Below are 23,418 nucleotides of genomic sequence, written 5' to 3'. Positions count from 1 at the left end.
TTTTTCGACGAATGCTTGTTTGTTTTAAGTCAAGCAAGTAAGATAGTACATGAGGTGAAAGACAAATGGAACGTTTACAGAAAGTAATTGCACATGCAGGCGTCGCTTCTAGGCGGAAGGCTGAAGAATTAATTAAAGAAGGACGAGTTACCGTTAATGGTCAAACAGTGACAGAGCTTGGAGTGAAAGTGGGCTCTTCAGATAAAATTGAAGTCAACGGATTAAAGCTAGAAAGAGAAGAACCGGTTTACTTTATGCTTTATAAACCGCGCGGCGTCATTTCAGCTGCCGAGGATGATAAAGGACGTAAAGTCGTCACAGACTTCTTTGATGATATCCCGCAGCGCCTTTATCCAATCGGCCGTTTAGATTATGATACGAGCGGTTTGATTTTGATTACAAATGATGGCGAATTTGCCCATACACTCATGCACCCGAAATATGAAATTGATAAAACGTATGCAGCGAAGCTAAAAGGCATCCCTTCAAAGGAATTGCTCAGAAAGCTCGAAAAAGGGATCATGCTAGATCATAAAAAGACAGCACGTGCTCGTGCCAAAATGCTTTCTATTGATAAACGAAAGCAAACATCTATTGTTCAATTAACCATTCATGAAGGTAGAAACAGACAGGTGCGCCGCATGTTTGAAGCGATTGGTCATGACGTTTTAAAGCTAAAAAGAGAGCAATATGCATTCCTTCATATTGAAGGCATGAGACCGGGAGAGCGCAGAGAATTAACTCCGCATGAAGTAAAACGCCTAAGAGCGATTGCTGATCACGGGAAAAGTGCTAACTAATTTTCACATAAACTTCAAAAAATGAAGAAGCATCAAAAGAAGGAGAATGCTATAATTTACCTGAATGTCTAGGGGGAAGGGGTACTTCAGATGAAGAAAAGACGATTTTTCATACGGACGGGCATTCTCCTCGTGATGCTTGTTGCACTATGTTATACAATGTATAACTCAGTATTTGCCAAACAGGATCGAGTCAAAGAAGGATCTATTGCACCTAACTTTGTCCTTCAATCTGTGGATGGGGAGCGGATTGAATTAAAGGACTTAAAAGGCAAAGGCGTCTTTCTTAATTTTTGGGGGACCTGGTGCGGTCCATGTAAACAAGAATTCCCTTATATGGCGAATCAATATGAAGTGTTCAAGGATCGCGGTGTGGAAATTGTTGCAGTGAATGTTGGGGAATCAAATATTGCCGTTAAGAATTTTATGGATGCCTATGGTGTAAATTTTCCGGTTGCTATGGACAAAGACCGTCAAGTCACAGAGGCATATGATATTACGCCGCTGCCAACCACATTTTTAATTAATCCTGAAGGCAAGGTAATCAAAGTCATAAAGGGAACCATGACAGAACGTAATGTCTATGAATATATGAATTTGATTAAACCAAAGGGGTCATAGAATGAAAGAGGTAAAGTGCGAGTGTGGACATATTAATCCAATCGGTACTGTTCTATGTGAATCATGCGGGAATCCCATTGCGGCAATAGAGAAAAATTCTTCAAAGCTGCTAGATATGAGGTATGACGGCAGTGCGAGACGCTCGCAAATATACAACAAAACGATTGTTGATAAAGTGTGGAACTTTTTTTCTTCCGTTAAAGTAGGTGTGTGGCTGATTGTCATCACACTGTTAGCTTCCTCGCTTGGAACCATTTTTCCGCAGGAGCGATTTATTCCGCCAGGTGCATCAGCTTCCACCTATTATGAAGAGCAATATGGATCGTTTGGCAAGCTATATTACATACTTGGATTCCATGATCTTTATAATTCTTGGTGGTTCTTAGCCCTTGTAGCTTCTATTGGAATTTCCCTTGTGATTTGCAGTCTCGACCGGGTCATTCCTCTTTATCGGGCACTTAAAAATCAAGGTGTTGTCAAAAAAGAAAGCTTTATGAGAAGGCAGCGTCTATTCAGCGAAACAGACAAAACATTAGATCAGCATACATATGAAGGCATCGTTAGAGCGATGAAACAAAAGCGTTACCGCGTGCGAAAAGAAGATGGACATATTTTAGGTGAAAAAGGCCGCTTTTCACGCTGGGGACCTTACGTCAATCACATCGGATTAATTATCTTTCTCATTGGCTCGATGCTCCGGTTTGTCCCAGGCATGTATGTCGATGAAACGCTGTGGGTGAGAGAAGGCGAAACAGCACCGATCCCTGGCACGGATGGTCAATACTTCTTGAAAAATAATGCGTTTTCAATTGATCGTTATGAATCTGGAAATGAAAAAGAAGTGTTTGAAAATGCCATTGAAAAAGCTGGCGACGGTCAAGTGGTGAAAAGTTATAAAACCGATGCCATATTATACAAACGTGAAGGAGACGTTGTTTTTGGTGAAAAGCCCAAGCTCAAGCGGGTAACAGAACACGATATTAAAGTGAACGAACCGCTCAAGTTTGACAATTTCTCATTATATCAAGTGGATTTTAAACAAAATGAACTCGATCAAATGGTCTTTCAGCTGATTCGAAAAGATACAGAAAAATCTTTTGGAACAGTGAAGATTAATCTGCTGGAGCCTAAGTCAGAATATGATCTTGGTAGCGGTTACAAAGTCAAGGTGATGAGCTATTTGCCTGATTTTTATTTTGACGAAGATGGAACGCCAAGTACGAAAACAAGGAATCCGAATAATCCTGCTTTCGTGTTTGAAATGATTTCTCCTGAAAAACCTAAAGGTGAAAAAAGCTTTGTGGCCATTCAAGAGACAGTAGAGGGTTCTGATAACAATATATATAAGATGAAGTTTGATCGTGTTGAAACGAAAAACGTAACAGGATTGACGGTTAGAAAAGATTTAACTCTCGGGGTGCTTATCGTAGGCGGGATTATCTTCATGATTGGTGTCGTGCAGGGGATGTACTGGCAGCATAGAAGAATCTGGCTGTCGGCAAAGGATGGAAAAGTATTTGTGGCAGGACACACAAACAAAAACTGGTTCGGCTTAAAGTCCGATCTCAATGTGTTACTGAGTGGCAGTGGCATCAAGCAGCCAGTTGATCAAAAAGAACTGCCTGATACAACGAGTATCAGCAAAAGCAAGGGGGAAGGATTAGATGGCGGCAGTCAGTGAAAATCTGTTATTTGCAGCTTTTCTATTTTATTTAGCGGCAGTTCCTTTTTTTGGCGGTGCCATTAAAGGAAAAAAGAAAGAGGATGGACCGCGCAGGAATAAGTCGGCACTCATCGGCATTACGCTCACCATCATCGGTTTTTTGAGCCAATTTGGTTATTTTATTTCAAGATGGATGGCGTCTGGTCATGCACCAGTCAGTAATTTATTTGAGTTCACAACGGCTTTTGGTATGATGCTGGTGCTTGCATTTATCATTTTATATTTTGTGTATCAAGTATCTGTACTTGGGTTATTCACACTTCCAATAGCCTTATTGATTATTGCCTATGCAAGCATGTTTCCATCAGATATTTCGCCGCTGATTCCTTCACTTCAAAGTAATTGGCTATACATTCACGTGACAACAGCAGCACTTGGGCAAGCCATTTTAGCGATCAGTTTTGTTGCAGGTGTCATCTTCCTTTTAAAGCATGTCGATCAAACAAAGCCAGGGAAGAAGACGTTTGGTTTAGAGCTTGTCATGTTTATGATTGTGGTGACACTTTCGTTTATCGCTGTCACTTCAGTTTTTAGAATGACAGGATATGAAGCGAAGTTTAATTGGGTAGATAAAAATAAAAAAGAAAGTGTCATGGTGTATGAGATGCCAGCCTTAGTCGGGCCTCATAAAGGGGAACTTGTGACGCAAGATCGATTGGAGCCTTTCATTGATTTACCACCTGTTTTTTCAGGCAGAAAGGTCAATACAGTGTTATGGTCATTTGGCGTCGGGCTGATCATTTACGGACTGCTTAGATTGATCATTCGCAAGCGACTAAGTGCTCTGCTTCAGCCGCTCGTGAGACAGGTAAATCTCGATTTAGTCGATGAAATTGGGTACAGGGCTGTATCCATTGGCTTCCCTGTATTTGCGTTAGGTGGACTGATCTTTGCGATGATCTGGGCGCAAATTGCGTGGACAAGATTTTGGGGCTGGGACCCGAAGGAAGTATGGGCATTGATTACGTTTCTCTTTTATGCAGCCTATCTCCATCTTCGGTTATCGCGAGGCTGGCATGGCGAAAAGTCCGCTTGGCTTGCCGTGATCGGTTTTGCCATTATTATGTTTAATCTCATCTTTGTCAATCTTGTGATTGCGGGACTGCATTCTTACGCATAATCACAAGAAAAAGGCCAACCTTTATGATTCAATTCGGCTTTTTGTTAAAATGAATGTAACAACGGAGAAAGCAGGAGGATTGTCTAATGGAACACACAACTCAAACGAAAATATTAGTCGTAGATGATGAGGCAAGAATTCGCCGCCTTTTAAAAATGTATTTAGAACGTGAAAATTATGAAATCGATGAAGCGGAAAATGGGGACGAGGCGATTCAAAAAGGGCTTCAAACGGATTATGACCTCATTTTGCTTGATTTAATGATGCCTGGCACAGATGGGATTGAAGTGTGTAATCAAATTCGAGATAAAAAAGCCACACCAATCATTATGCTGACGGCAAAAGGTGAGGAAGCGAACCGTGTCCAAGGATTTGAGGCAGGAACGGATGACTACATTGTAAAACCTTTCAGCCCGCGTGAAGTTGTTTTACGCGTGAAGGCATTGCTCAGAAGATCGTCTCAAACTTCTTATCTCAATACTGGGACCACAACAAAGGATGTGCTTGTGTTTTCTCATTTATCTATTGACCACGATGCACATAGAGTGACAGCTGATGGTAAAGAAGTAAGCCTCACGCCGAAGGAATATGAGCTTTTATACTTCCTCGCGAAAACCCCAGATAAGGTCTATGACAGGGAGAAGCTTTTAAAAGAAGTGTGGCAATATGAATTCTTTGGTGATCTGAGAACGGTAGATACCCACGTGAAACGACTTCGAGAAAAACTGAATAAAGTGTCCCCAGAAGCTGCGAAAAAAATCGTAACTGTATGGGGTGTCGGGTACAAATTTGAGGTCGGCGCTGAATGAAGCTTTGGAAAAGTGTCGTAGGAAAGCTATGGTTAACCATTCTCTTCCTCGTCCTGATTGTTTTATCTATTTTGACCGTGCTTCTTTTAGAATTCATTGAGAATTATCATGTGGAAGAAGCAAAGTCTGATTTAACACAAATGGCAAACAAAGTAGCGGTCATCTTAGAAAGACATGAGGATCAATCTCTTGCAAGGTCAATTACATCAGAGCTTGCTGATAAATTGACGAGTATTGCGATTATTCAAGAAGATGGTCTAGAATGGTATTCGTCTGAAAGAGGCGGAAAGCTTCCTGCGATAACAAAGGAACAAATTGAAGCGGACAAAGATTTGAACGAGGCACTCAAAGACCGAAAAAAAATCAGTAAACGTGCAGAACCTGATACAGGCAATCAGAAGGACGAACGAATTGTAGTAGGTGTTCCTTTTGAGGCAAACGGAAAAAAAGGCATGGTCTTTCTTTCTCAGTCACTCCTCGCTGTAGAACAAACAACCAAACATACGACGCGTTATATCTTCTTAGCTGCCGGAATTGCGATCGTTCTTACCACAATATTTGCTTTCTTCTTATCTACACGTGTCACCTACCCTCTGAGAAAGATGAGAGAAGGAGCGCAGGATTTAGCGAAAGGGAAATTCGATACAAAAATCCCTATTTTAACGCAAGACGAAATTGGCGAACTGGCTATCGCCTTTAATCAAATGGGGAAGCAGCTTAAATTTCATATTACAGCCTTAAATCAAGAAAAAGAACATTTGTCCAACATTCTAAGCAGTATGGCTGATGGCGTCATCACCATCAATATTGATGGAACGATCCTTATGACCAACCCTCCTGCAGAAAGATTCTTGCAGGCTTGGTATTATGAGCAAAATATGAAGATCAAAGATGGAGATGAACTGCCGCCAGAAGCACGAGAACTGTTTCATACAGCCGTCAGCACGGAAAAAGAGCAGATGATCGAAGTGTCGCTGCAAGGACGTACTTGGGTTCTTCTCATGTCTCCGCTTTATAATCAGCAGGATGTCAGGGGAGCAGTCGCGGTACTTCGCGATATGACAGAGGAACGAAGACTTGATAAGCTGAGAAAAGACTTCATTGCCAATGTTAGTCATGAACTTCGCACACCAATTGCTATGCTGCAAGGATATAGTGAGGCCATTGTAGATGACATTGCTGGATCAGAAGAGGAAAAGAAAGAAATTGCGCAAATTATCTATGACGAATCACTTCGAATGGGGCGTCTTGTGAATGACCTTCTAGATCTAGCACGGATGGAAGCTGGTCATATAACGCTTAATCTTGAATCAACAGATACAGAAGAGCTGATTGAGAAAATCTATCGTAAGTTTCTTGGTGTTGCGAAAGAAAAACAAATCAACCTCACGTATGAGATTCAAGTGGAAGAACCGCACTTTGTATTCGATCCAGATAAGATTGAGCAGGTTTTTACCAATCTCATTGATAACGCCATACGTCATACACCAGAGGGCGGAGAGGTTCATTTCTCAGTTCAATCGGTGGAGAACGGGCTGAAGATGGATGTAAAAGATTCGGGCAGCGGAATTCCAGAAGAGGATCTGCCATTTATTTTCGAACGGTTCTATAAAGCGGATAAAGCAAGAACAAGAGGACGTTCTGGTACTGGGCTTGGTCTTGCGATTGTGAAGAACATTGTAGAGGCACACCAAGGCTCCATTCATGCACACAGCAAAGCCGGTACAGGTACACACTTTACCTTCTATATCCCTAGAAAAAGGCAGGAACTCGTCTAATCTTGACGAAGATTCTTGTTACATGAGAAACACTTCTTTTCGAAAGAAAACGAAGTGTTTTTTTTGTTTTCATATTTTTAAGGAGAAGTTAAACAAAAAGCCCTTTCCAAATTGTTGAACTTGTAATATATTTGTCATAAAGTTGTAATGTAACGTTTTGTAAGAGTCACTCGACAAAAATAAGTGAACGGAGGGGTTTCCTATGCATGAAACCTTTCAAAAAATATATGATTCGTACCATCAAGATTTGTACCAGTTTTTATTTTATATGGTAAAAGATAAAAATCAGGCAGAGGATCTCGTTCAGGAGGTTTACATTCGGGTACTTCACTCATATAAAACTTTTGAAGGAAGAAGCAGCGAGAAAACTTGGCTGTTTTCAATTGCAAGGCATGTGGCGATTGACTGGTTTCGCAAACAGCAAACCATTAGACAACGGGTGCTCGGCACGTTTGATTGGGATAAGCAGGATGTGAAAGATCCAGATTTACTCCCAGATGAACTGGCTGTACAGGATGAAAATGTAAAAGAAATCTATGCCGCACTTGATCATTGCACCATTGATCAAAGAGCCGTCATCATTTTAAGGTTTATCCATGGCTACTCAATCTTGGAGACAGCAAAGGCGTTAAAGTTCTCGGAAAGCAAAGTCAAAACAACTCAGCACCGAGGCCTGAAAGTGCTCCGAAAACATATGGAGCTTTTGAAGGAGGAGCTAGTGAATGAAAACGAACAGGTCCGATTGGAGCGAAGAACGAATCAAGGTGTTACTAAGTCAGCTTCCAAAGGTGGAGGACAACCGTTCATCTAAGCAGATTTATCAGCAGATGCTGCTGGCAAGCGGGAAGAAAAAGAAAAGTGTCAAATGGATCGGTCCAGCGGTGGCTACCGTTGTGGTTTTATTTATGGCGTTTTTGATTTCTCCTCATTTATTTCAGCCGGCTGCTCACGATATGAAGCGAGTGAAGATGGAATCGAGTGCTGACAAAGGGCAGGTGAATGCAACATTAGAGGCGGTAAAACATACAGATGAGCCCTCACATGTTGTTTCGAATGCTGACCAGCAAAAGTATATGACGATTGCATACATAGATGAATCGACTTCTCAAGTTGTCCCGATTAGTATAGAAAAAGAGAATGAACACGACCATGTGCCGGCAATGCTGAGCACATATGAACAGGTGCAGCTGCCTGACATGACAAAGCCTCTTCAATCTTATATTGATATGGTGGATATTAGTGAAAAAGGGGATACGCTGGTCTTTCAGCTAAAAAGTGATTTGTCTCTTGATACATTAAAAGAAGCCAACCGGTTTAAAGACATGGTAAAAGAAACACTGAAATGGAGCCGATATAACCAAGTGCAAGTCAAGTCAGTTAAAGGCTCTCATCTTCAATTAGGAACAAATGGAAGCATTGGAACGATTTCAATTGATAAACAAACAAAGCACGCTTATTATGTATTAGAGAATAAGAGCGGGACATTTTTGGTACCCTCAAAAACTCATTATTCATCTTATGAAGATGCGGTAGAGGCCATGAAGCGGGCAAGCGATGCAGGACTTGATCCATTAATTAAAAAAGAACCAATTAAAGAAGTGACATCAAAAGGAAAACATGTGACCATCACGTTTGGAGCATCAGCACAATTAACGGACTCAATTAATCATATTCTACTTATTGAAGGTCTGCTGCTCACAGCGAAAGATTTTGGTTTTACAGATGTCACGATTCAAAATGCAGGGACAGATCAAGTAGGACCATACGAATTAAAAGAACCAATAGAGGTGCCGGCTCTGCCAAATCCAGTAGTCATAAAAGATCGTTAAAGGACGCAACATATTGCGTTCTTTTTTGATGTATAGAAAAGGGCATCCTTGCTGTATACTAAGCTGTCATGAAAAGAACCTCAAAGAAGGGGAGTCACTGATGAGAAGGTATTGCTTCATATGCGCCAGCTGTTTTTTGCTCCTTATTTTATCACCAATTGCACATGCACAAAAAACAACCGAATGGGTGGAACCAGTGAAAGGAGAGGTTACCGATTTGTTTGGGACAAGAGGTGGTTCGCATAAGGGATTAGACATTGCTGCGCCAGAAGGAGAATCCATTTTTGCTGCAAGCGAAGGGGTGGTTACTCGTTCTTATGTTTCTGCTACATATGGAGAAGTCGTGTTTATTCGGCACCCAAATGGGTATGAAACCGTCTATGCCCATTTACACGAGCGCTATGTTACAAATGGAGACCGTGTACAAGCAGGACAGCCGATCGGCATCATAGGCAACACAGGAGCCTCTAGAGGCACTCACTTGCATTTTGAGGTGCACCGCGGCCATTGGTCAGTGAGCAAAGAGGATGCGGTCGATCCGCTCACAATCATCGCGAGGGACCGTTTCCAAGAGCCAGCCCTTCATGTAAACGGACATGAAAAACATACATATGTCATTCAACAAGGAGATACCCTCTGGTCGATTGCTAAAGCACACCAGATGACCGTCGATCAATTGAAAAAGATCAATAAGCTCACAACTCATGTCATTCGAACGGGTGGCCATTTAATGATTTCAACAAAATAAACCTCATGCTTTTGCATGAGGTTTACTATTGTTTTTATAGGTCGATCAGACGTACAGAAAGAATATCTTGTACTTCAGTTAATGTTTGGACAATTTCATCCTCAAGATGCTTGTCAAAGGAAAGCATCATGATGGCTTCGCCGCCTTTTTCTTTACGTCCTACCTGCATTGTCGCAATGTTAACATCATGGTCGCCTAAAATCTGTCCAACTTGACCAATCACACCAGGTGCATCCGTGTGCTGAATGTAGACAAGATGTCCATCTGGGTAAAAATCAATATTAAATCCATTAATAGAGACAACGCGTTCCCCTAGATGCGGGATATAGGTTGCTTTTAAAGTAAAGGTTGAAAGATCACCTTTGACTTCAATTGAAATGCTGTTCTCGTAACCAGATTCGCTAGAAGAAATTTTTTCACTAAAGCTAATGCCGCGTTCTTTCGCTACCATCCCAGCATTTACTTCATTCACAGTCGAGTCGACGCGCTCTTTTAAAAAGCCAGACAGTAAACTTTTTGTAATAAAGGATGTTTCGAGTTTTGAGATAGAGCCTTCGTAAGAAATGCTCACTTCTTTGACAGGTTCTCTCATGGATTGAGAGACAAGACGTCCAAGTTTCCCTGCAAATTGATGGTAAGGCTGAATCTTTTTGAACTCGTCTTTTGTCATCGCTGGTAGATTGATAGATGACATGACAGGAAGTCCTTTTGCAAATTGAAGCACTTCTTCAGATACTTGAGCCGCTACATTTAGTTGTGCTTCTTTTGTAGATGCACCAAGATGCGGAGTTGCAATGACGTGCGGATGATCTACAAGCGGATTATCGGTAGGCGGTTCTACCTCGAATACATCGAGTGCAGCTCCTGCGACATGGCCGCTTTCAAGTGCTTCAAGAAGGTCACTTTCGTCAATAATACCGCCGCGTGCACAGTTAATCAGGCGAACGCCTTTTTTTGTTTTTGCAATCGTTTCTTTATTGAGGAGTCCTCTTGTTTCTTTTGTTAATGGGGTATGTACAGTAATAATATCTGATACTTCGAGTACTTCATCAAGTGATTTGGCATTGACACCGATTTTCTCTGCACGTTCTTTTGTGAGGAATGGGTCAAACACGTTGACAGTCATGCCAAAAGCTCTTGCACGCTGGGCGATTTCGCTTCCGATTCTACCTAAGCCAACAATCCCAAGAGATTTTCCGTAAAGCTCAGCACCGACATATGCGCCTCTGTTCCATTCTTTTGATTTAACAGAAATATTGGCTTGCGGAATATGACGCATGAGAGATGAGATCATTGCAAACGTATGCTCTGCTGTTGAGATCGTATTACCGTTTGGTGCATTGATGACAATGACGCCATGCTTTGTCGCTTCATCAATATCAATATTGTCTACTCCCACACCGGCACGGCCAACAATTTTTAATGAAGTCATTTTTTCATAAAGTTCTTTTGTGACTTTTGTTGCACTTCTGACAAGTAAGGCATCAAACGTGTGTAATTCATCTTCTGCTTCTGTTACATTTTTTTGGACAATTTCAACAAAATCTGATTCTAAAAGTGGTAAAAGACCATCATTGCTCATCTTATCTGAGACTAATACTCGAAACATCGTAAGATTTCCTCCTAAAATAAACGTCATAAATATCTGATAATTTACCATATTCCTTTTCACTGTGTCAATCAAATTAAAGCAGTAAAGCGAAAAAGAAAACACGAACATTTCTTAGTATCTTTATAAAGAATGGACACCTTTAAACAAAAGATAACCAATTTTTACGCATTTGTCATTATAATTTTTACGTTTTTTACGATTTTTTAAAACTGATGAAATTGCTCAGGATTTTTATCTGTACAAATGCTCATATATCATATATAATGATGTCGAATTGAATAATGATCAATCTTCGGGGCAGGGTGCAATTCCCTACCGGCGGTGATGAGCATAGTCTCTAAGCCCGCGAGCCTTTTTTGGCAGGATTCGGTGTGATTCCGAAGCCGACAGTATAGTCTGGATGGGAGAAGATGGAGGTTCATAAACGTTGAAAACATCGTTGTTTACACGTTTATTTGTCTAGCCTAAATTCCCCGCTCCTGTTTTCAAGAGCGGTTTTTTTGTGGCTGAAAATTGAACAATCCTCTTTTCGAAAGATTTGATCGAAAAGGAGAGAGAATGTTGAATCAAAGTAGAGTAAAACGTTTAGTAGTCACAAGTATGCTCAGTAGTATTTCGTTTGTTTTAATTTTATTGGATTTCCCTTTTCCAGGGCTTCCAGCGTATTTAAAAATTGATTTCAGCGATATTCCAGCGATTATTGCGATATTAATTTATGGACCGGGTGCAGGGATTGCCGTTGAGGCATTAAAAAATGTGCTGCATTACCTCATCCAAGGCAGTATGTCTGGCGTTCCTGTTGGGCAAGTCGCCAACTTTATCGCAGGCACACTATTTATCTTGCCAGTCGCCTTTATGTTTAAAAAAATTAAATCAGCAAAAGGGATGGCGTGGTCTATGATCATGGGAACGTTGCTTATGACTGTGATGATGAGCATTTTAAATTACTTCTTGTTCCTTCCCGCGTATACATGGTTTTTAAATGCGCCTGAACTGTCAGATCATGCGCTCAAGACAACCATTACAGCAGGAATCTTACCTTTTAACTTTATTAAAGGGATCATCATTACTATCGTATTTAGTTTCATTTTTGTAAAAATGCGTCCATGGTTTGAAAATAAACGCCGACTTCAAAATAGTTAATATAAAAAAGCCCCTGCATAAGGGGCTTTCAGATTGTTGACAAAGGGCTAAAATGATCTTTATTTTAGCCCTTTGTCTTCTTTTCAGCTCAGCGTGATAGAAAACCTTTGAAGTCTAGGAAGGACGAGCACCGGAGCGGAGCGAATTTGACATTCGTGAGCACCGGAGCGCAGACCTGACAAAGAATGCGAGGGTTTGTCTACACGCTGAAAGCCCCTGCATAAGGGGCTTTTATACTATTCATGCTTAAGTGGGTCACCTTCGAAAGATTCGTCCGCAACTTTGATTGAATCAGTTGGACATCCTTCAAATGCATCAAGCATATCTTCTTCAAGTACTTCTGGAACTTCTACAGTCCCTTGGTTGTCATCAAGCGTAACAAATGCAATGCCTTCATCATCATAATCATAAATGTCTGGAGCAGCTGCACCGCATGCGCCGCAAGCAATACATGTGTCTTTGTCTACAATTGTATATTTTGCCATGTTAAAAAAATACCTCCCAGATTGTTCGATGGAACAAATGGTTTAACCTTTTTAGTTTCACCGATAAAAAACCAATTTCCTCAAACCTTATTGTAATGATTTTAAATTCACATTTCAACTGTAAAGTGATTGAGAATACTTATCACATAAGGGTTTGTTCATAACTTTCCCCCATAAATTGAGTTTAAACATTTCTTCTTCTATGAAATCTGTTAAAATAAAGGGAGAAAATATTCGAATTTTGTCAGGAAGACAGGTGCTTTGATGAATGACGATTCATTACTTGGATGTCATGTTAATGGACAGTGTACATAAATTGAACGGCGAACGCTCCATTAGCGCTGTCTACCATCTTTTTAAAGGAAAAAAATCATCACAAACGATACAGGATGCAAGTTTGTTTCAACTTTCTAGCTATTTTGGGTGTTATCCAGGTTTTACGCGGGATCAGCTGAATCGCTCTGTTCGAAAGCTTGAAGAGGAACACTTCATTAGAAAAACAGGGGATACATTCAGCGTCACGGATACAGGAGAGCATATGCTAAAACAGTATTTTTCTGAAAAACCGCTGCCCGCTTATTTTCATGGTGCCCAGTATCATGATAAAGCAAAGATGCTATGGATGAGGCTGTCTTTACTTGTACAAGTGCTTTCTCATTATACGGCAGGGTCACATCAATATGTGCCAATTCAAAGAGATGTATCGGTTCAAAGCTGGACGAAATCTTTCTTAAAGCAGCATCACCATAAGAAAAAGTTTTCTGAAGATCTGCATCATGAACTTGAAAAACTCCTTGCTCGTTTAAGTGATCGAGAAGCACTGATCTTTGTTTATTCATTGACCTCAAATGAAAGAATCGGGCGTACGTATCAGCAAATGGCTGAGTGGGTGAAAGAAGATGTGTGGTATGTGTACCTGCTTTTTTGGAATGTGCTCCATTATTTTATTCATTCTGCACAAAAAGGTGAGGCGCCGATCATGCAGCTGATCGTAGGTGACCTTGAATTCAAACGCGTGTTAACAACCTCTACCCACAAAACGCTTGAGCTTGTACAAAAAGGGTTTAGCATTGATCAAATTGCCCACATTCGTTCATTAAAAAAGGCAACGATCGAGGACCATATTGTGGAGCTGTCCATACATGAGCCGAGCTTCTTAATAGAACCGTATGTGAGCCCCGAAGAGCAGCAGGCAATCCATGATGTAGCCAGCCAGCTTCAAACAAACAAAATGAAGCTGATTAAAGAAAACCTCGAGCATCCGTTTACTTATTTTCAAATACGATTGGCACTGACAAGGATGGTGAAAGCAAATGGATAAGCTTCATCAGACGCTCATGCGATACTTTGGTTACGACTCATTTAAAGCGGGTCAAGAGGACATTATTCAAAGTGTACTGAATCAAAAAGATACGGTTGCTATGCTGCCTACTGGCGGAGGGAAGTCACTTTGTTATCAAATTCCCGGCTATATGACAGAGGGGTTAGTTCTCATTATTTCGCCGCTTTTATCGCTCATGGAGGATCAAGTAGAACGAATGAAAATGCGCGGGGAAAAACGAGTGGCGGCGCTTAACAGCACACTGTCTTTTCAGGAGAGACGACATATCATTCGGCATTTGCCATCATATAAATTTTTATTTGTCGCGCCTGAGGCATTAATGTCAGAGGTGCTGTTAGAGCAGCTCCAGTCGATGCATATTGGTCTTTTTGTCGTCGATGAAGCCCATTGTATATCAGAATGGGGGCATGATTTTCGTCCTGAATACTCCAAGCTGGGAGAATGGAGAGAAGCGTTAGGTCATCCCCCGGCTTTAGCACTGACGGCAACAGCTACTAAGCAAACGCTAAAGGATACAGTGCAAACTTTGCGCCTGCAGCATCCGGATTTTCATATTCATTCCGTGAACCGGTCTAACATTGCATTAGTCAAAGAAGCGCATGAAACAAAAGAAGCGAAAGAGAAACGAGCCATTGAGCTTGTGGAAACCCTGCAAGGGCCTGGCCTGATTTATTGCCCGACCCGGCAAATGACAGAAGATATTTCACTCTTCATCAAACAAAAAACCCATCAACGTGTAGAATTTTATCACGGCGGAATGGATGCAGGAGACCGCATGCTCATTCAACAGCAATTTATCAGCGGCCAAATTGATCTCATTTGCTGTACAAGTGCTTTTGGGATGGGAATTGATAAAGCAGATATACGATTTGTGATTCATATGAGCCCCCCGCAATCAATTGAAGCATTTATGCAGGAAATTGGAAGAGCGGGACGAGATGGGAAAAACAGTGTGAGCGTTCTTTTATATACAGAAGAGGATGCGGATATTCAAAGTCATTTGATTCAAGCAGAAGGCTTTGATGATCCAGAAATTGATTTTTTCTTAGCCCAATTAACACAAATGCCGACAAATGACGAAAAGAAATTACGTGAACGATTGATGGAAGCAGGGCTTCAGGAAACGCGTGCGAGGATGCTGACGCATTATTACATCATGTACCAATCCAAACAGCCTCGCGTACTCATCAAAAATCTGAAAGAAAAACTGCAGGACAGGCAAACAGAAAAGCTAAGAAAAGTGTGGCAATTTAAAGAGCGAATCACTCATCAAGGCTGTTTTAGACAATCTCTGTTATCATACTTTTACGAACAGCTTGATCAAACGGAGGGCTCTTCCTCTGCAAACTGCTGCTCTTCTTGCGGACTTGACCTATCTGATTATGAAAAAAAAGATCGACAATTGGAGCTGAATGAAATGAAACACTGGAAGACCGTGCTGGAGCGTATGTTTCATCTGACAAAAGAGGCGCAGCATTGATTGAACAACACCGCCGAATCATTGAAAAATTAACCGATCGACAAGTAGTAGAACAGCTGTATTTCACGCAGCTGCTCATGCTTATCGTTTCTTTTTTGCTAGGTATTTTTATGTTCGATCATTGGACTGATTTTACTGCACTTTGGCAGATCCATGATATGCGGATACTGACTTATGGAATCGGCGGCGCTTTGCTTGTGATGATGGTGGATGCAATTGTCATGAAGGTGTTTCCCGCTCATATGTATGATGATGGCGGCTTAAATGAAAAAATGTTCAAAAATCGCAGCATCCCGCATATTGTTTGGTTAACACTGTTCATTGCCTTTTCTGAGGAGATTTTATTCCGAGGGATCGTTCAACAGCAATTTGGACTTGAGATCGCCAGCATTGTGTTTGCGCTTCTTCACTTTCGCTATTTATCAAAAATACTCTTGTTTATCCTTGTGATTTCCATTAGTATTTTTTTAGGACTTTTATACGAGTGGACTGGGAATTTATTTGTTCCGGTCATGACCCATTTTGTCATTGACTTCGTTTTTGCATGTCAGATTCGTTTGAAATATAGGGGGAGGGATGAACATGGAAGAAATGTCGAGAATGAAGAGAAAAAAACAGCAGCTGACAAACATCCATGACGATGTAGAGGAAAACCTTGAAGAAGAAGTACATCCTTCAGATGACTCTCACTTTCCTACACGGGAAGATTTTCATGAATATAAAAAGCAGCGCACGAAAAAGGTGCGCAATCCATTGTTTACGACATTGGCTATTATCTTTCCTATTATCGTCATCGGTGTATTCTTCCTTTTGATTTACTACACATCTGAGGAAATCAAACATAACAATAATCAAGACGTATATATTGATAAAACATCAAGTGCTGACACAGACCCAGTCCCGTCAGCACTTGTCGAAACGAAAAATGACTCAAGCGCTGATAAAGCTGATGCGTCTGCTGAAGAGAAGAAAAAGAAAGAGGCAGAAAAAGAAAAGCAGCGATCGAAAGAAAAGGCTGAACAAAAGAAAAAAGAGCAAGCCGCTAAAGAGAAGGCAGAGCGTGAAAAAGCAGCAGCTGCAAAAAAGCGTGAACAGCAGCAGCTAGCTTTGCAAAAACAGCAGGAAGAGAAAAAACGAAAAGAAGCTGAAGAGAAAAAGAAGCAGGAAAAGAAACCAGTCCGTGTCATACAGCATACCGTTGGACCAGAGGAAAACCTGTATCGAATCTCCATGAAATATTACCAAAATCGTTCGGGTGAAGAGAAGATCAAAGCGTATAATCATTTAAAAGGAAATAGTGTGTACAGCGGACAAGTGCTGAATATCCCATTAGAAAACTAAATTAATTGACATGAATCAATTGAAAAGCACATACATATGTAGAAAAAAGGGACAGGGTGTATGTGATGACATTGCACGCAATCAGCCGCTATATGGATCAGCCGACACAGAAAATGATTGAAACATTGATCAAAAGAAAGCGCAAATACGAGGGTTTTGCAAAGCAGAGCAAAAGATGGCAGTGGACAGCCCTTCTATCTCTAGCCATTCTTTTGTTTTATTTTGTCATAACAGCCAAAACGGGAGGCTCGCTGCAGCCAGAAGCTATGATTGCAACACTGCTTGGTCATGAGGTGTTTCTGTTTTGGATCATGGCAGAAGTGTTTGCTTTTTACGCATCGTATTATTATAAGAAAAAAGAAGAAAAGGCTGAGGATGAATATCATAAGCTCAGATGTGAAATTATACAAAAAAGCACAGATTTATGGCCTCAATCAAATCAGTGGGAAGAGCGTGAGACGGTTTTTCACTACATGCAGAAGCAATATGACATTAATCTCTATTATGAAAGTAAATAAATGAGGCAAAGACGTTTAACAGTTGAAACGTCTTTTTTCATTCAAGCGTCTTATGAAAGAAAGATATATAAGGGAGCCATTTATGATGAAATATGCCATCGGATTTACTGCCGCCATTGCGGCTGTTACAACAGGTGTGTGTGTAACGGCAAAAATGGTGAAAACGGCAAAACAAAACAACATCAAAAAGCATTACTTTACAATAGAAGCACTTCAATCAGATAGACCCGCAGTCATTTTCTTTATTTCTGATACGCATCGACGCCTCATTAGTGACACATTATTAGCAGAAGTAAGGCAGGAAAAGCCAGATGTGATTATGATAGGCGGGGACTTAGCAGAAAAAGGTGTACCCTATGCCAGGATTGAAGAGAATGTGAAATGTTTATCAAGAATTGCTCCGGTTTATTTTGTTTGGGGAAATAATGACCATGAGCTGCATCAGCAAAAGTTTAAAGAGATTCTTCATGCTTATGATGTCACCACATTGCAAAATGAAATGGCTGTGTGGGATTTTGAAGGCCAGCCCATTAAAATTGGAGGAATCGACGATATTCGGCTTGAAAAAGCAGATTATGAAGCGATACGGCCGGAGTTTGTTAAAGATGAAGTGAATATCCTCTTATCACACAATCCAGATGTGCATCACATGATGAGTGAGGAAGAGGGAATCGATCTTGTCCTGAGTGGTCATACCCACGGAGGACAGATCCGCATCGGGAAATTTGGCCCGTATGAAAAAGGGAGAACAGGCCAAGTCAAAGGCGCTTTTTTTCTGATTAGTAATGGCTATGGAACAACAAAGATTCCAATGCGTCTTGGGGCAGAACCAGAAACCCATCTGATCTATTTAATGCCTCTAAAAACACGTTAACTTGATGCACCCTCAATATTTTCCATAAAAGTCACCGTGAGCATTGCTTCGTGCTTGTCTTCCGTCTTGACACAGTGTAAACTGAATACAAAATTAAGAACCTATGACTCATCATCTCATATACTACAGTATGATGTGTGTTAGAAGAGGCAGGAGGGAACGTTATGCGACTGGAGCGTCTGAATTATAATAAAATCAAAATTTTTCTCACACTAGATGACCTGACAGACCGAGGTCTTACGAAAGAAGACCTTTGGAAAGATTCGTTCAAAGTTCATCAGCTGTTTAAAGACATGATGAACGAAGCGAATCAGGAGCTCGGTTTTGAAGCGAATGGACCGATTGCTGTTGAAGTATTTTCTCTTCAGGCGCAGGGGATGGTCGTCATTGTCACAAAGAGTCAGCAGGAAGATGATGCTGATGATGAGTTTGATGAAGATTACATTGAGATGCAGGTCAAGCTCGACGAGAGCAAGCATGTGCTCTATCAATTTGCCTCGTTTGAAGATGTGATTCAACTGTCCCATAGTTTAAGTCGTATTGGACTTTTAGGGGGTACAGTTTACCATTATGAAGGTCAATATTTTCTCAGCCTAGATGATGTTGATGAAGAACTGTCTGCTGATACTGTTATTTCCATTTTAGCGGAATTTGGTTCTCCTACGACATTAACCATTCACCGGCTAAAAGAGTATGGAAAAGTGATTATGCAAGAAGATGCAGTGAAAACGATTCAGATGTATTTTTAATCATTTTTTTCTATTATATTTAATACTGTTGTGATGAAACAACAGTATTTTTTTATATCCTTTTTTATATTTATAAACGCTGATATTTTATTTTGATAAAAAACGTTTTTTACCTTTGCTTTACCAGTACGAAGGTGTATACTATTGCTTGAAAGGGAGCAGTAGATCATGAAAGATTTCTAGGGGGTTTATTTTAATGGCAGCCGATCAAAACGCCGCTCATAACGCAGAAGATAAGCTAGATGTTTTAAAGTCAACTCAAACCGTCATACATAAAGCGCTTGACAAATTGGGATATCCGCAAGAAGTATATGAATTGCTGAAGGAACCAATTCGTCTATTAACGGTCAAAATTCCAGTACGTATGGATGATGGATCGGTGAAAATTTTCACTGGTTACCGCGCGCAGCACAATGATGCTGTCGGTCCGACAAAAGGCGGAATTCGATTCCACCCGAACGTAACTGAAAAAGAAGTAAAAGCGCTTTCAATTTGGATGAGTTTAAAATGTGGTATTGTGGATCTTCCTTATGGCGGAGGAAAAGGCGGTATTATCTGTGATCCAAGAGAAATGTCATTCAGAGAGCTCGAAAAACTAAGCCGCGGCTATGTGCGCGCAATTAGTCAAATCGTGGGACCAACAAAAGATGTTCCAGCACCAGATGTATTTACAAACTCTCAAATTATGGCATGGATGATGGATGAATATTCTAGAATTGATGAATTTAACTCGCCAGGATTTATTACAGGAAAACCGATTGTTCTTGGAGGGTCACACGGACGTGACACCGCAACAGCAAAAGGTGTGACGATCTGCATCAAAGAAGCGGCGAAGAAAAAAGGGATTGACATCAAAGGGGCTCGTGTTGTTGTACAGGGATTCGGAAATGCAGGAAGTTACTTGGCTAAATTCATGTATGATGCTGGAGCAAAAATCGTAGGGATTTCAGATGCTTACGGCGGATTATACGATGAAGATGGTCTAGACATTGACTACTTGCTTGACCGGCGTGACAGCTTTGGAACCGTCACTAAATTATTTAACGATACAATTACAAACAAAGAGCTGCTTGAGCTGGATTGTGATATCTTAGTACCTGCAGCCATTGAAAATCAAATTACAGAAGATAATGCGGCAAACATTAAAGCCAAAATTGTCGTAGAAGCAGCAAATGGTCCGACGACACTAGAAGGAACAAAAATTCTTTCAGATCGTGGTGTACTACTTGTCCCAGACGTACTTGCGAGTGCGGGTGGTGTCACTGTTTCTTACTTTGAATGGGTTCAGAATAACCAAGGGTTCTACTGGACAGAAGAAGAAGTGGAAACTCGTTTAGAAAATATGATGGTGAAATCATTTAATAATATTTATGAAATGGCGCAAAACCGCCGCATCGATATGCGTCTTGCTGCATATATGGTCGGCGTACGTAAAATGGCTGAAGCTTCTCGATTCAGAGGCTGGATTTAAGCGGCTTATTTGCATCGCGTCCAAAAATCTCCTATCCTAATATAGGAGATTTTTTTATGTAATGGAACAAAGAATCAAACAGCCCAGCAATTGTTATTGCAGTGAAACGACAGGAGTGGAACAAATGAAACAAGAAAAAGCGATCATAATAGGAGGCGGCCCATGTGGATTATCAACTGCCATCGCATTCAAGCAAATCGGTATCGATGCACTTGTGATTGAAAAGGGGAATGTGGTCAACAGTATTTATCATTATCCAACACATCAAACCTTTTTCAGTACAAGTGAAAAGCTTGAGATCGGTGATGTCGCTTTTATTACTGAAAACCGGAAGCCAGTTCGTATTCAGGCTCTTTCCTATTACCGAGAGGTGGTCAGAAGAAAAAGCCTGCGTGTTCATGCTTTTGAAAAAGTAAACGCTGTGACGAAAAAAGATGGGCGTTTTACCGTCAACACATCAAAAGACGTCTATTCATGTGACTACGTCGTGATTGCCACTGGCTACTATGATCATCCAAACTATATGAATGTCAAAGGGGAAGACCTGCCTCACGTGTATCATTATTTTAAAGAAGGGCACCCATACTTTGATAAAGATGTGACGGTCATCGGGGGGAAAAACTCCAGTGTCGATGCCGCGCTAGAACTAGTGAAATGCGGAAGCAGAGTCACTGTGTTATATAGAGGAACTGAATATTCGTCCAGCATCAAACCTTGGATTTTACCAGAGTTTGAAGCCCTTGTCCGTAATGGAACCATTCGAATGGAGTTCGGATCGCAGGTGAAAGAAATCACAGAAGAAGAGGTTGTCTTTACAAACCAGCAAGACCAAACAGATCGAGTGAAAAGTGATTATGTGTTTGCGATGACAGGCTATCATCCTGATCATTCTTTCTTAGAAAAAATGGGTGTAATGATTGATCAAGAATCAGGCCGCCCAGCCTTTGATGAACAGACAATGGAAACAAATGTAGAAGGCATTTTCATTGCAGGAGTCATTGCAGCTGGAAACAACGCCAATGAAATTTTCATTGAAAATGGAAGATTTCATGGAGGTCTGATTGCAGAAGTTATCAACAAAAGAATCAACAGCTAAAAAAAGAACTGGATCCTTCAAAGGGATTCAGTTCTTTTTTTATATAAAATGGGATTATATAGAAAGTTATTTTAAGAAAAATGGGCTCGAGTCATATAAAAAAGGGGTAAATCATGGTACGATAATGAAGGATAATGTAGGGAAAGAGGTCTGATTATGATCGCAATCATCTCAGCAGGTTTAGCTCCCGGCATCGCACTTTTAAGTTATTTTTATTTGAAAGATCAGTACGACAATGAGCCGGTTCATATGGTCATCAGATCTTTTATGCTAGGTGTCATACTTGTGTTTCCAACCATGTTTATTCAATATGTCCTTCAAGAAGAAAATATCGCAACGAACCCTATCTTGATTTCATTTGTGACGTCGGGCTTTTTAGAGGAATCATTAAAATGGTTTATTTTAATGGTCAGCGTCTATGCGCATGCCCAGTTTGATGAACACTATGATGGGATTGTGTATGGAATAAGTGTCTCTCTCGGTTTTGCGACACTTGAAAATATTCTTTACTTAGTCGGTCATGGGGTGGAATATGCGTTTACACGCGCCTTATTACCCGTATCAAGTCACGCTTTATTTGGCGTTGTGATGGGATTTTATATCGGCAAAGCCCGTTTCTCTGATAAAAAAGAGCAGCGCAAATGGCTGATCCTTTCTTTAACACTCCCTGTGCTTTTTCACGGCTTATATGATTTCATTCTTCTTGGGATGAAAAATTGGGGATATATTATGATGCCGTTCATGATTTTTTTATGGTGGTTCGGTCTGCGGAAAGCAAAAAAAGCTCGTGCGGTGAAAATGGTGCAAATTTAATTTGGAAAGCGTCCTGTAAGTTCACAGGGCGTTTTTTTGTCTTTTCCATCCAATTCCCTCCTGTGATGAATGTATAAAAATAGGGATCGGAAGAAACATATATTCAAACATCAAAAGTACAGGAGGATCAAATATGGACAAAGCTCGTTTCATGAAACAAATCGTCCTTATCTTCTCAATCGTTCTACTCGCGTCTTCACTTTTGACAGCTGAAAAAAGTGAAGCTTTCACCAATCAAGTCATTCAGAGAGGAGCAACAGGAGAAGATGTAGTCGAGCTGCAAGCAAGGCTCCAATACAATGGTTTTTACAATGGCAAAATTGATGGCGTGTACGGCTGGGGCACGTACTGGGCCGTTCGCAACTTTCAAAGCAAATTTGGTGTAAAGAATGTCGATGGACTCGTAGGTGCTAAAACAAAAAGCCTATTAGTTCAAAAGACGAAATACTATAAAGAGTTTGTGCAGCAGCAGCTGCAAAAAGGGAATCAGTTTACCCATTATGGCGGGAAGCCTCTTGATCAGCAAACAAAGGCTCCTGGGCAAAGAAGCTCACAAAAAAAGACAGCTCAAGGTGCAAAAGAGAAGCAAAAAAGTCAAAGCGGAGGAAGCGGGTCATCTGGGAAGTCTGGAAACCAGTCAGGCAATCAGCAAGCAAATCAAACGCCGAAGCAAACGGCTGCCAACATGCCAGGTGGTTTCTCTAGCAATGACATTCAGCTTCTTTCACAAGCGGTATATAGTGAAGCAAGAGGTGAACCTTATGAAGGACAGGTGGCCATTGCTGCCGTCATTTTAAACCGTTTGAACAGTTCAACCTTTCCAAATACCATTGCTGGTGTCATTTTTGAGCCGCTTGCGTTTACAGCGGTAGCAGATGGACAATTTTATATGGCACCAAATGAAACCGCAAAAAAGGCAGTGTTTGATGCAATTAATGGCTGGGATCCATCTGAAAGCGCCGTCTATTACTTTAATCCTGATACAGCAACAAGTCCATGGATTTGGGGAAGGCCACAAATTAAACGAATCGGGAAACATATTTTCTGTGAATAAAAAGAGGTGTAA

General features: G+C 40.8%; 23 protein-coding genes and 1 riboswitch. Of the genes, 21 read left to right on the top strand and 2 right to left on the bottom strand.

Annotated features, from left to right (window positions below; all coding sequences use genetic code 11):
* The first annotated feature begins 65 nt into the window (after positions 1–65).
* From rluB to ACYH0L_RS10360, 9 genes are all read left to right on the top strand, one after another.
* Positions 66–800, top strand: a complete 735-nt coding sequence (gene rluB, locus ACYH0L_RS10400; RefSeq protein WP_034318807.1) for a 23S rRNA pseudouridine(2605) synthase RluB — start codon at positions 66–68, stop codon at positions 798–800.
* 90 nt (positions 801–890) lie between these two features.
* Complete coding sequence (gene resA / locus ACYH0L_RS10395; protein ID WP_099728829.1) at positions 891–1,421, top strand: thiol-disulfide oxidoreductase ResA; 531 nt, start codon at positions 891–893, stop codon at positions 1,419–1,421.
* Position 1,422: 1 nt separating this feature from the next.
* Entirely contained in the window at positions 1,423–3,102 is a 1,680-nt protein-coding gene (gene resB, locus ACYH0L_RS10390) for a cytochrome c biogenesis protein ResB (RefSeq protein ID WP_249705728.1), read from the top strand.
* Positions 3,086–4,264 (top strand): c-type cytochrome biogenesis protein CcsB, encoded by a 1,179-nt coding sequence (ccsB, locus tag ACYH0L_RS10385; protein WP_249705729.1) that lies wholly within the window; start codon positions 3,086–3,088, stop codon positions 4,262–4,264. The genes resB and ccsB overlap by 17 nt, the downstream gene beginning before the upstream one ends.
* Before the next feature lie 86 nt (positions 4,265–4,350).
* Entirely contained in the window at positions 4,351–5,073 is a 723-nt protein-coding gene (locus ACYH0L_RS10380; protein WP_003215596.1) for a response regulator transcription factor, read from the top strand.
* The gene (locus ACYH0L_RS10375; RefSeq protein WP_099728826.1) at positions 5,070–6,851 is read left to right on the top strand and encodes an ATP-binding protein; all 1,782 of its coding nucleotides are present in this window, start codon (positions 5,070–5,072) and stop codon (positions 6,849–6,851) included. Before ACYH0L_RS10380 ends, ACYH0L_RS10375 begins: the two co-directional genes overlap by 4 nt.
* 202 nt (positions 6,852–7,053) lie before the next feature.
* Positions 7,054–7,662, top strand: a complete 609-nt coding sequence (sigX, locus tag ACYH0L_RS10370) for an RNA polymerase sigma factor SigX (RefSeq protein ID WP_099728825.1) — start codon at positions 7,054–7,056, stop codon at positions 7,660–7,662.
* Positions 7,574–8,680 carry a sigma X negative regulator gene (locus ACYH0L_RS10365; protein WP_482354008.1) on the top strand — a complete coding sequence of 369 codons (1,107 nt, stop codon included), beginning with the start codon at positions 7,574–7,576 and terminating at the stop codon, positions 8,678–8,680. The genes sigX and ACYH0L_RS10365 overlap by 89 nt, the downstream gene beginning before the upstream one ends.
* Before the next feature lie 100 nt (positions 8,681–8,780).
* Positions 8,781–9,428 (top strand): M23 family metallopeptidase, encoded by a 648-nt coding sequence (locus ACYH0L_RS10360; RefSeq protein ID WP_230030340.1) that lies wholly within the window; start codon positions 8,781–8,783, stop codon positions 9,426–9,428.
* 34 nt (positions 9,429–9,462) lie between these two features.
* On the opposite strand, the gene serA is transcribed toward ACYH0L_RS10360, so the two are convergent.
* Positions 9,463–11,037: a phosphoglycerate dehydrogenase gene (gene serA / locus ACYH0L_RS10355; protein WP_099728822.1), complete on the bottom strand. Its 1,575-nt coding sequence runs from the start codon at positions 11,035–11,037 to the stop codon at positions 9,463–9,465.
* 287 nt (positions 11,038–11,324) lie between these two features.
* Positions 11,325–11,456: riboswitch (FMN riboswitch) on the top strand.
* A gap of 142 nt (positions 11,457–11,598) precedes the next feature.
* Between serA and ACYH0L_RS10350 the strand changes: the two genes are divergently transcribed.
* Complete coding sequence (locus ACYH0L_RS10350) at positions 11,599–12,183, top strand: ECF transporter S component (protein ID WP_230030339.1); 585 nt, start codon at positions 11,599–11,601, stop codon at positions 12,181–12,183.
* Between the two features lie 236 nt (positions 12,184–12,419).
* Here ACYH0L_RS10350 and ACYH0L_RS10345 read toward each other — a convergent pair whose 3' ends face one another.
* The gene (locus ACYH0L_RS10345; protein ID WP_003215700.1) at positions 12,420–12,668 is read right to left on the bottom strand and encodes a ferredoxin; all 249 of its coding nucleotides are present in this window, start codon (positions 12,666–12,668) and stop codon (positions 12,420–12,422) included.
* A gap of 268 nt (positions 12,669–12,936) precedes the next feature.
* Here ACYH0L_RS10345 and ACYH0L_RS10340 point away from each other — a divergent pair, with 268 nt between their 5' ends.
* The 11 genes from ACYH0L_RS10340 to sleB all read left to right on the top strand — a co-directional run bounded on the left by ACYH0L_RS10340 (position 12,937) and on the right by sleB (position 23,406).
* Positions 12,937–13,989: a YpbB family protein gene (locus ACYH0L_RS10340; RefSeq protein ID WP_099728109.1), complete on the top strand. Its 1,053-nt coding sequence runs from the start codon at positions 12,937–12,939 to the stop codon at positions 13,987–13,989.
* Complete coding sequence (locus ACYH0L_RS10335) at positions 13,982–15,490, top strand: RecQ family ATP-dependent DNA helicase (protein ID WP_249705732.1); 1,509 nt, start codon at positions 13,982–13,984, stop codon at positions 15,488–15,490. The genes ACYH0L_RS10340 and ACYH0L_RS10335 overlap by 8 nt, the downstream gene beginning before the upstream one ends.
* Positions 15,487–16,128, top strand: a complete 642-nt coding sequence (locus ACYH0L_RS10330; protein WP_249705733.1) for a CPBP family intramembrane glutamic endopeptidase — start codon at positions 15,487–15,489, stop codon at positions 16,126–16,128. Before ACYH0L_RS10335 ends, ACYH0L_RS10330 begins: the two co-directional genes overlap by 4 nt.
* On the top strand, positions 16,073–16,831 hold the full coding sequence (locus ACYH0L_RS10325; protein WP_230030335.1) for a LysM peptidoglycan-binding domain-containing protein: 759 nt from the start codon (positions 16,073–16,075) through the stop codon (positions 16,829–16,831). The genes ACYH0L_RS10330 and ACYH0L_RS10325 overlap by 56 nt, the downstream gene beginning before the upstream one ends.
* Positions 16,832–16,896: 65 nt before the next feature.
* Positions 16,897–17,349, top strand: a complete 453-nt coding sequence (locus tag ACYH0L_RS10320; RefSeq protein ID WP_099728105.1) for a DUF2663 family protein — start codon at positions 16,897–16,899, stop codon at positions 17,347–17,349.
* Between the two features lie 85 nt (positions 17,350–17,434).
* Positions 17,435–18,223, top strand: a complete 789-nt coding sequence (locus tag ACYH0L_RS10315) for a metallophosphoesterase (RefSeq protein WP_230030334.1) — start codon at positions 17,435–17,437, stop codon at positions 18,221–18,223.
* 164 nt (positions 18,224–18,387) lie between these two features.
* A complete protein-coding gene (locus tag ACYH0L_RS10310) occupies positions 18,388–18,972 on the top strand; it encodes a genetic competence negative regulator (RefSeq protein WP_099728104.1) in 585 nt (194 codons plus the stop codon).
* Between the two features lie 196 nt (positions 18,973–19,168).
* The gene (locus ACYH0L_RS10305; RefSeq protein WP_099728103.1) at positions 19,169–20,443 is read left to right on the top strand and encodes a Glu/Leu/Phe/Val family dehydrogenase; all 1,275 of its coding nucleotides are present in this window, start codon (positions 19,169–19,171) and stop codon (positions 20,441–20,443) included.
* Between the two features lie 124 nt (positions 20,444–20,567).
* Complete coding sequence (locus ACYH0L_RS10300; protein WP_230030543.1) at positions 20,568–21,539, top strand: YpdA family putative bacillithiol disulfide reductase; 972 nt, start codon at positions 20,568–20,570, stop codon at positions 21,537–21,539.
* A gap of 156 nt (positions 21,540–21,695) precedes the next feature.
* Positions 21,696–22,352, top strand: a complete 657-nt coding sequence (gene prsW, locus ACYH0L_RS10295) for a glutamic-type intramembrane protease PrsW (RefSeq protein WP_099728101.1) — start codon at positions 21,696–21,698, stop codon at positions 22,350–22,352.
* A gap of 151 nt (positions 22,353–22,503) precedes the next feature.
* Positions 22,504–23,406 (top strand): spore cortex-lytic enzyme, encoded by a 903-nt coding sequence (gene sleB, locus ACYH0L_RS10290; RefSeq protein ID WP_370461105.1) that lies wholly within the window; start codon positions 22,504–22,506, stop codon positions 23,404–23,406.
* Positions 23,407–23,418: the final 12 nt, after the last annotated feature.

It is taken from the genome of Bacillus sp. MC1252, from assembly GCF_056838025.1.
Note: the sequence above shows the minus strand (reverse complement) of the source record. Positions and strands in the feature narration are given on the sequence as shown.

Bases quoted from the DNA above. Each gene is read 5' to 3' on its own strand.
- rluB (WP_034318807.1), top strand. From the start codon at position 66: ATGGAACGTTTACAGAAAGTAATTGCACATGCAGGCGTCGCTTCTAGG.
- resA (WP_099728829.1), top strand. From the start codon at position 891: ATGAAGAAAAGACGATTTTTCATACGGACGGGCATTCTCCTCGTGATG.
- resB (WP_249705728.1), top strand. From the start codon at position 1,423: ATGAAAGAGGTAAAGTGCGAGTGTGGACATATTAATCCAATCGGTACT.
- ccsB (WP_249705729.1), top strand. From the start codon at position 3,086: ATGGCGGCAGTCAGTGAAAATCTGTTATTTGCAGCTTTTCTATTTTAT.
- ACYH0L_RS10380 (WP_003215596.1), top strand. From the start codon at position 4,351: ATGGAACACACAACTCAAACGAAAATATTAGTCGTAGATGATGAGGCA.
- ACYH0L_RS10375 (WP_099728826.1), top strand. From the start codon at position 5,070: ATGAAGCTTTGGAAAAGTGTCGTAGGAAAGCTATGGTTAACCATTCTC.
- sigX (WP_099728825.1), top strand. From the start codon at position 7,054: ATGCATGAAACCTTTCAAAAAATATATGATTCGTACCATCAAGATTTG.
- ACYH0L_RS10365 (WP_482354008.1), top strand. From the start codon at position 7,574: ATGAAAACGAACAGGTCCGATTGGAGCGAAGAACGAATCAAGGTGTTA.
- ACYH0L_RS10360 (WP_230030340.1), top strand. From the start codon at position 8,781: ATGAGAAGGTATTGCTTCATATGCGCCAGCTGTTTTTTGCTCCTTATT.
- serA (WP_099728822.1), bottom strand. From the start codon at position 11,037: ATGTTTCGAGTATTAGTCTCAGATAAGATGAGCAATGATGGTCTTTTA.
- ACYH0L_RS10350 (WP_230030339.1), top strand. From the start codon at position 11,599: ATGTTGAATCAAAGTAGAGTAAAACGTTTAGTAGTCACAAGTATGCTC.
- ACYH0L_RS10345 (WP_003215700.1), bottom strand. From the start codon at position 12,668: ATGGCAAAATATACAATTGTAGACAAAGACACATGTATTGCTTGCGGC.
- ACYH0L_RS10340 (WP_099728109.1), top strand. From the start codon at position 12,937: ATGACGATTCATTACTTGGATGTCATGTTAATGGACAGTGTACATAAA.
- ACYH0L_RS10335 (WP_249705732.1), top strand. From the start codon at position 13,982: ATGGATAAGCTTCATCAGACGCTCATGCGATACTTTGGTTACGACTCA.
- ACYH0L_RS10325 (WP_230030335.1), top strand. From the start codon at position 16,073: ATGGAAGAAATGTCGAGAATGAAGAGAAAAAAACAGCAGCTGACAAAC.
- ACYH0L_RS10320 (WP_099728105.1), top strand. From the start codon at position 16,897: ATGACATTGCACGCAATCAGCCGCTATATGGATCAGCCGACACAGAAA.
- ACYH0L_RS10315 (WP_230030334.1), top strand. From the start codon at position 17,435: ATGAAATATGCCATCGGATTTACTGCCGCCATTGCGGCTGTTACAACA.
- ACYH0L_RS10310 (WP_099728104.1), top strand. From the start codon at position 18,388: ATGCGACTGGAGCGTCTGAATTATAATAAAATCAAAATTTTTCTCACA.
- ACYH0L_RS10305 (WP_099728103.1), top strand. From the start codon at position 19,169: ATGGCAGCCGATCAAAACGCCGCTCATAACGCAGAAGATAAGCTAGAT.
- ACYH0L_RS10300 (WP_230030543.1), top strand. From the start codon at position 20,568: ATGAAACAAGAAAAAGCGATCATAATAGGAGGCGGCCCATGTGGATTA.
- prsW (WP_099728101.1), top strand. From the start codon at position 21,696: ATGATCGCAATCATCTCAGCAGGTTTAGCTCCCGGCATCGCACTTTTA.
- sleB (WP_370461105.1), top strand. From the start codon at position 22,504: ATGAAACAAATCGTCCTTATCTTCTCAATCGTTCTACTCGCGTCTTCA.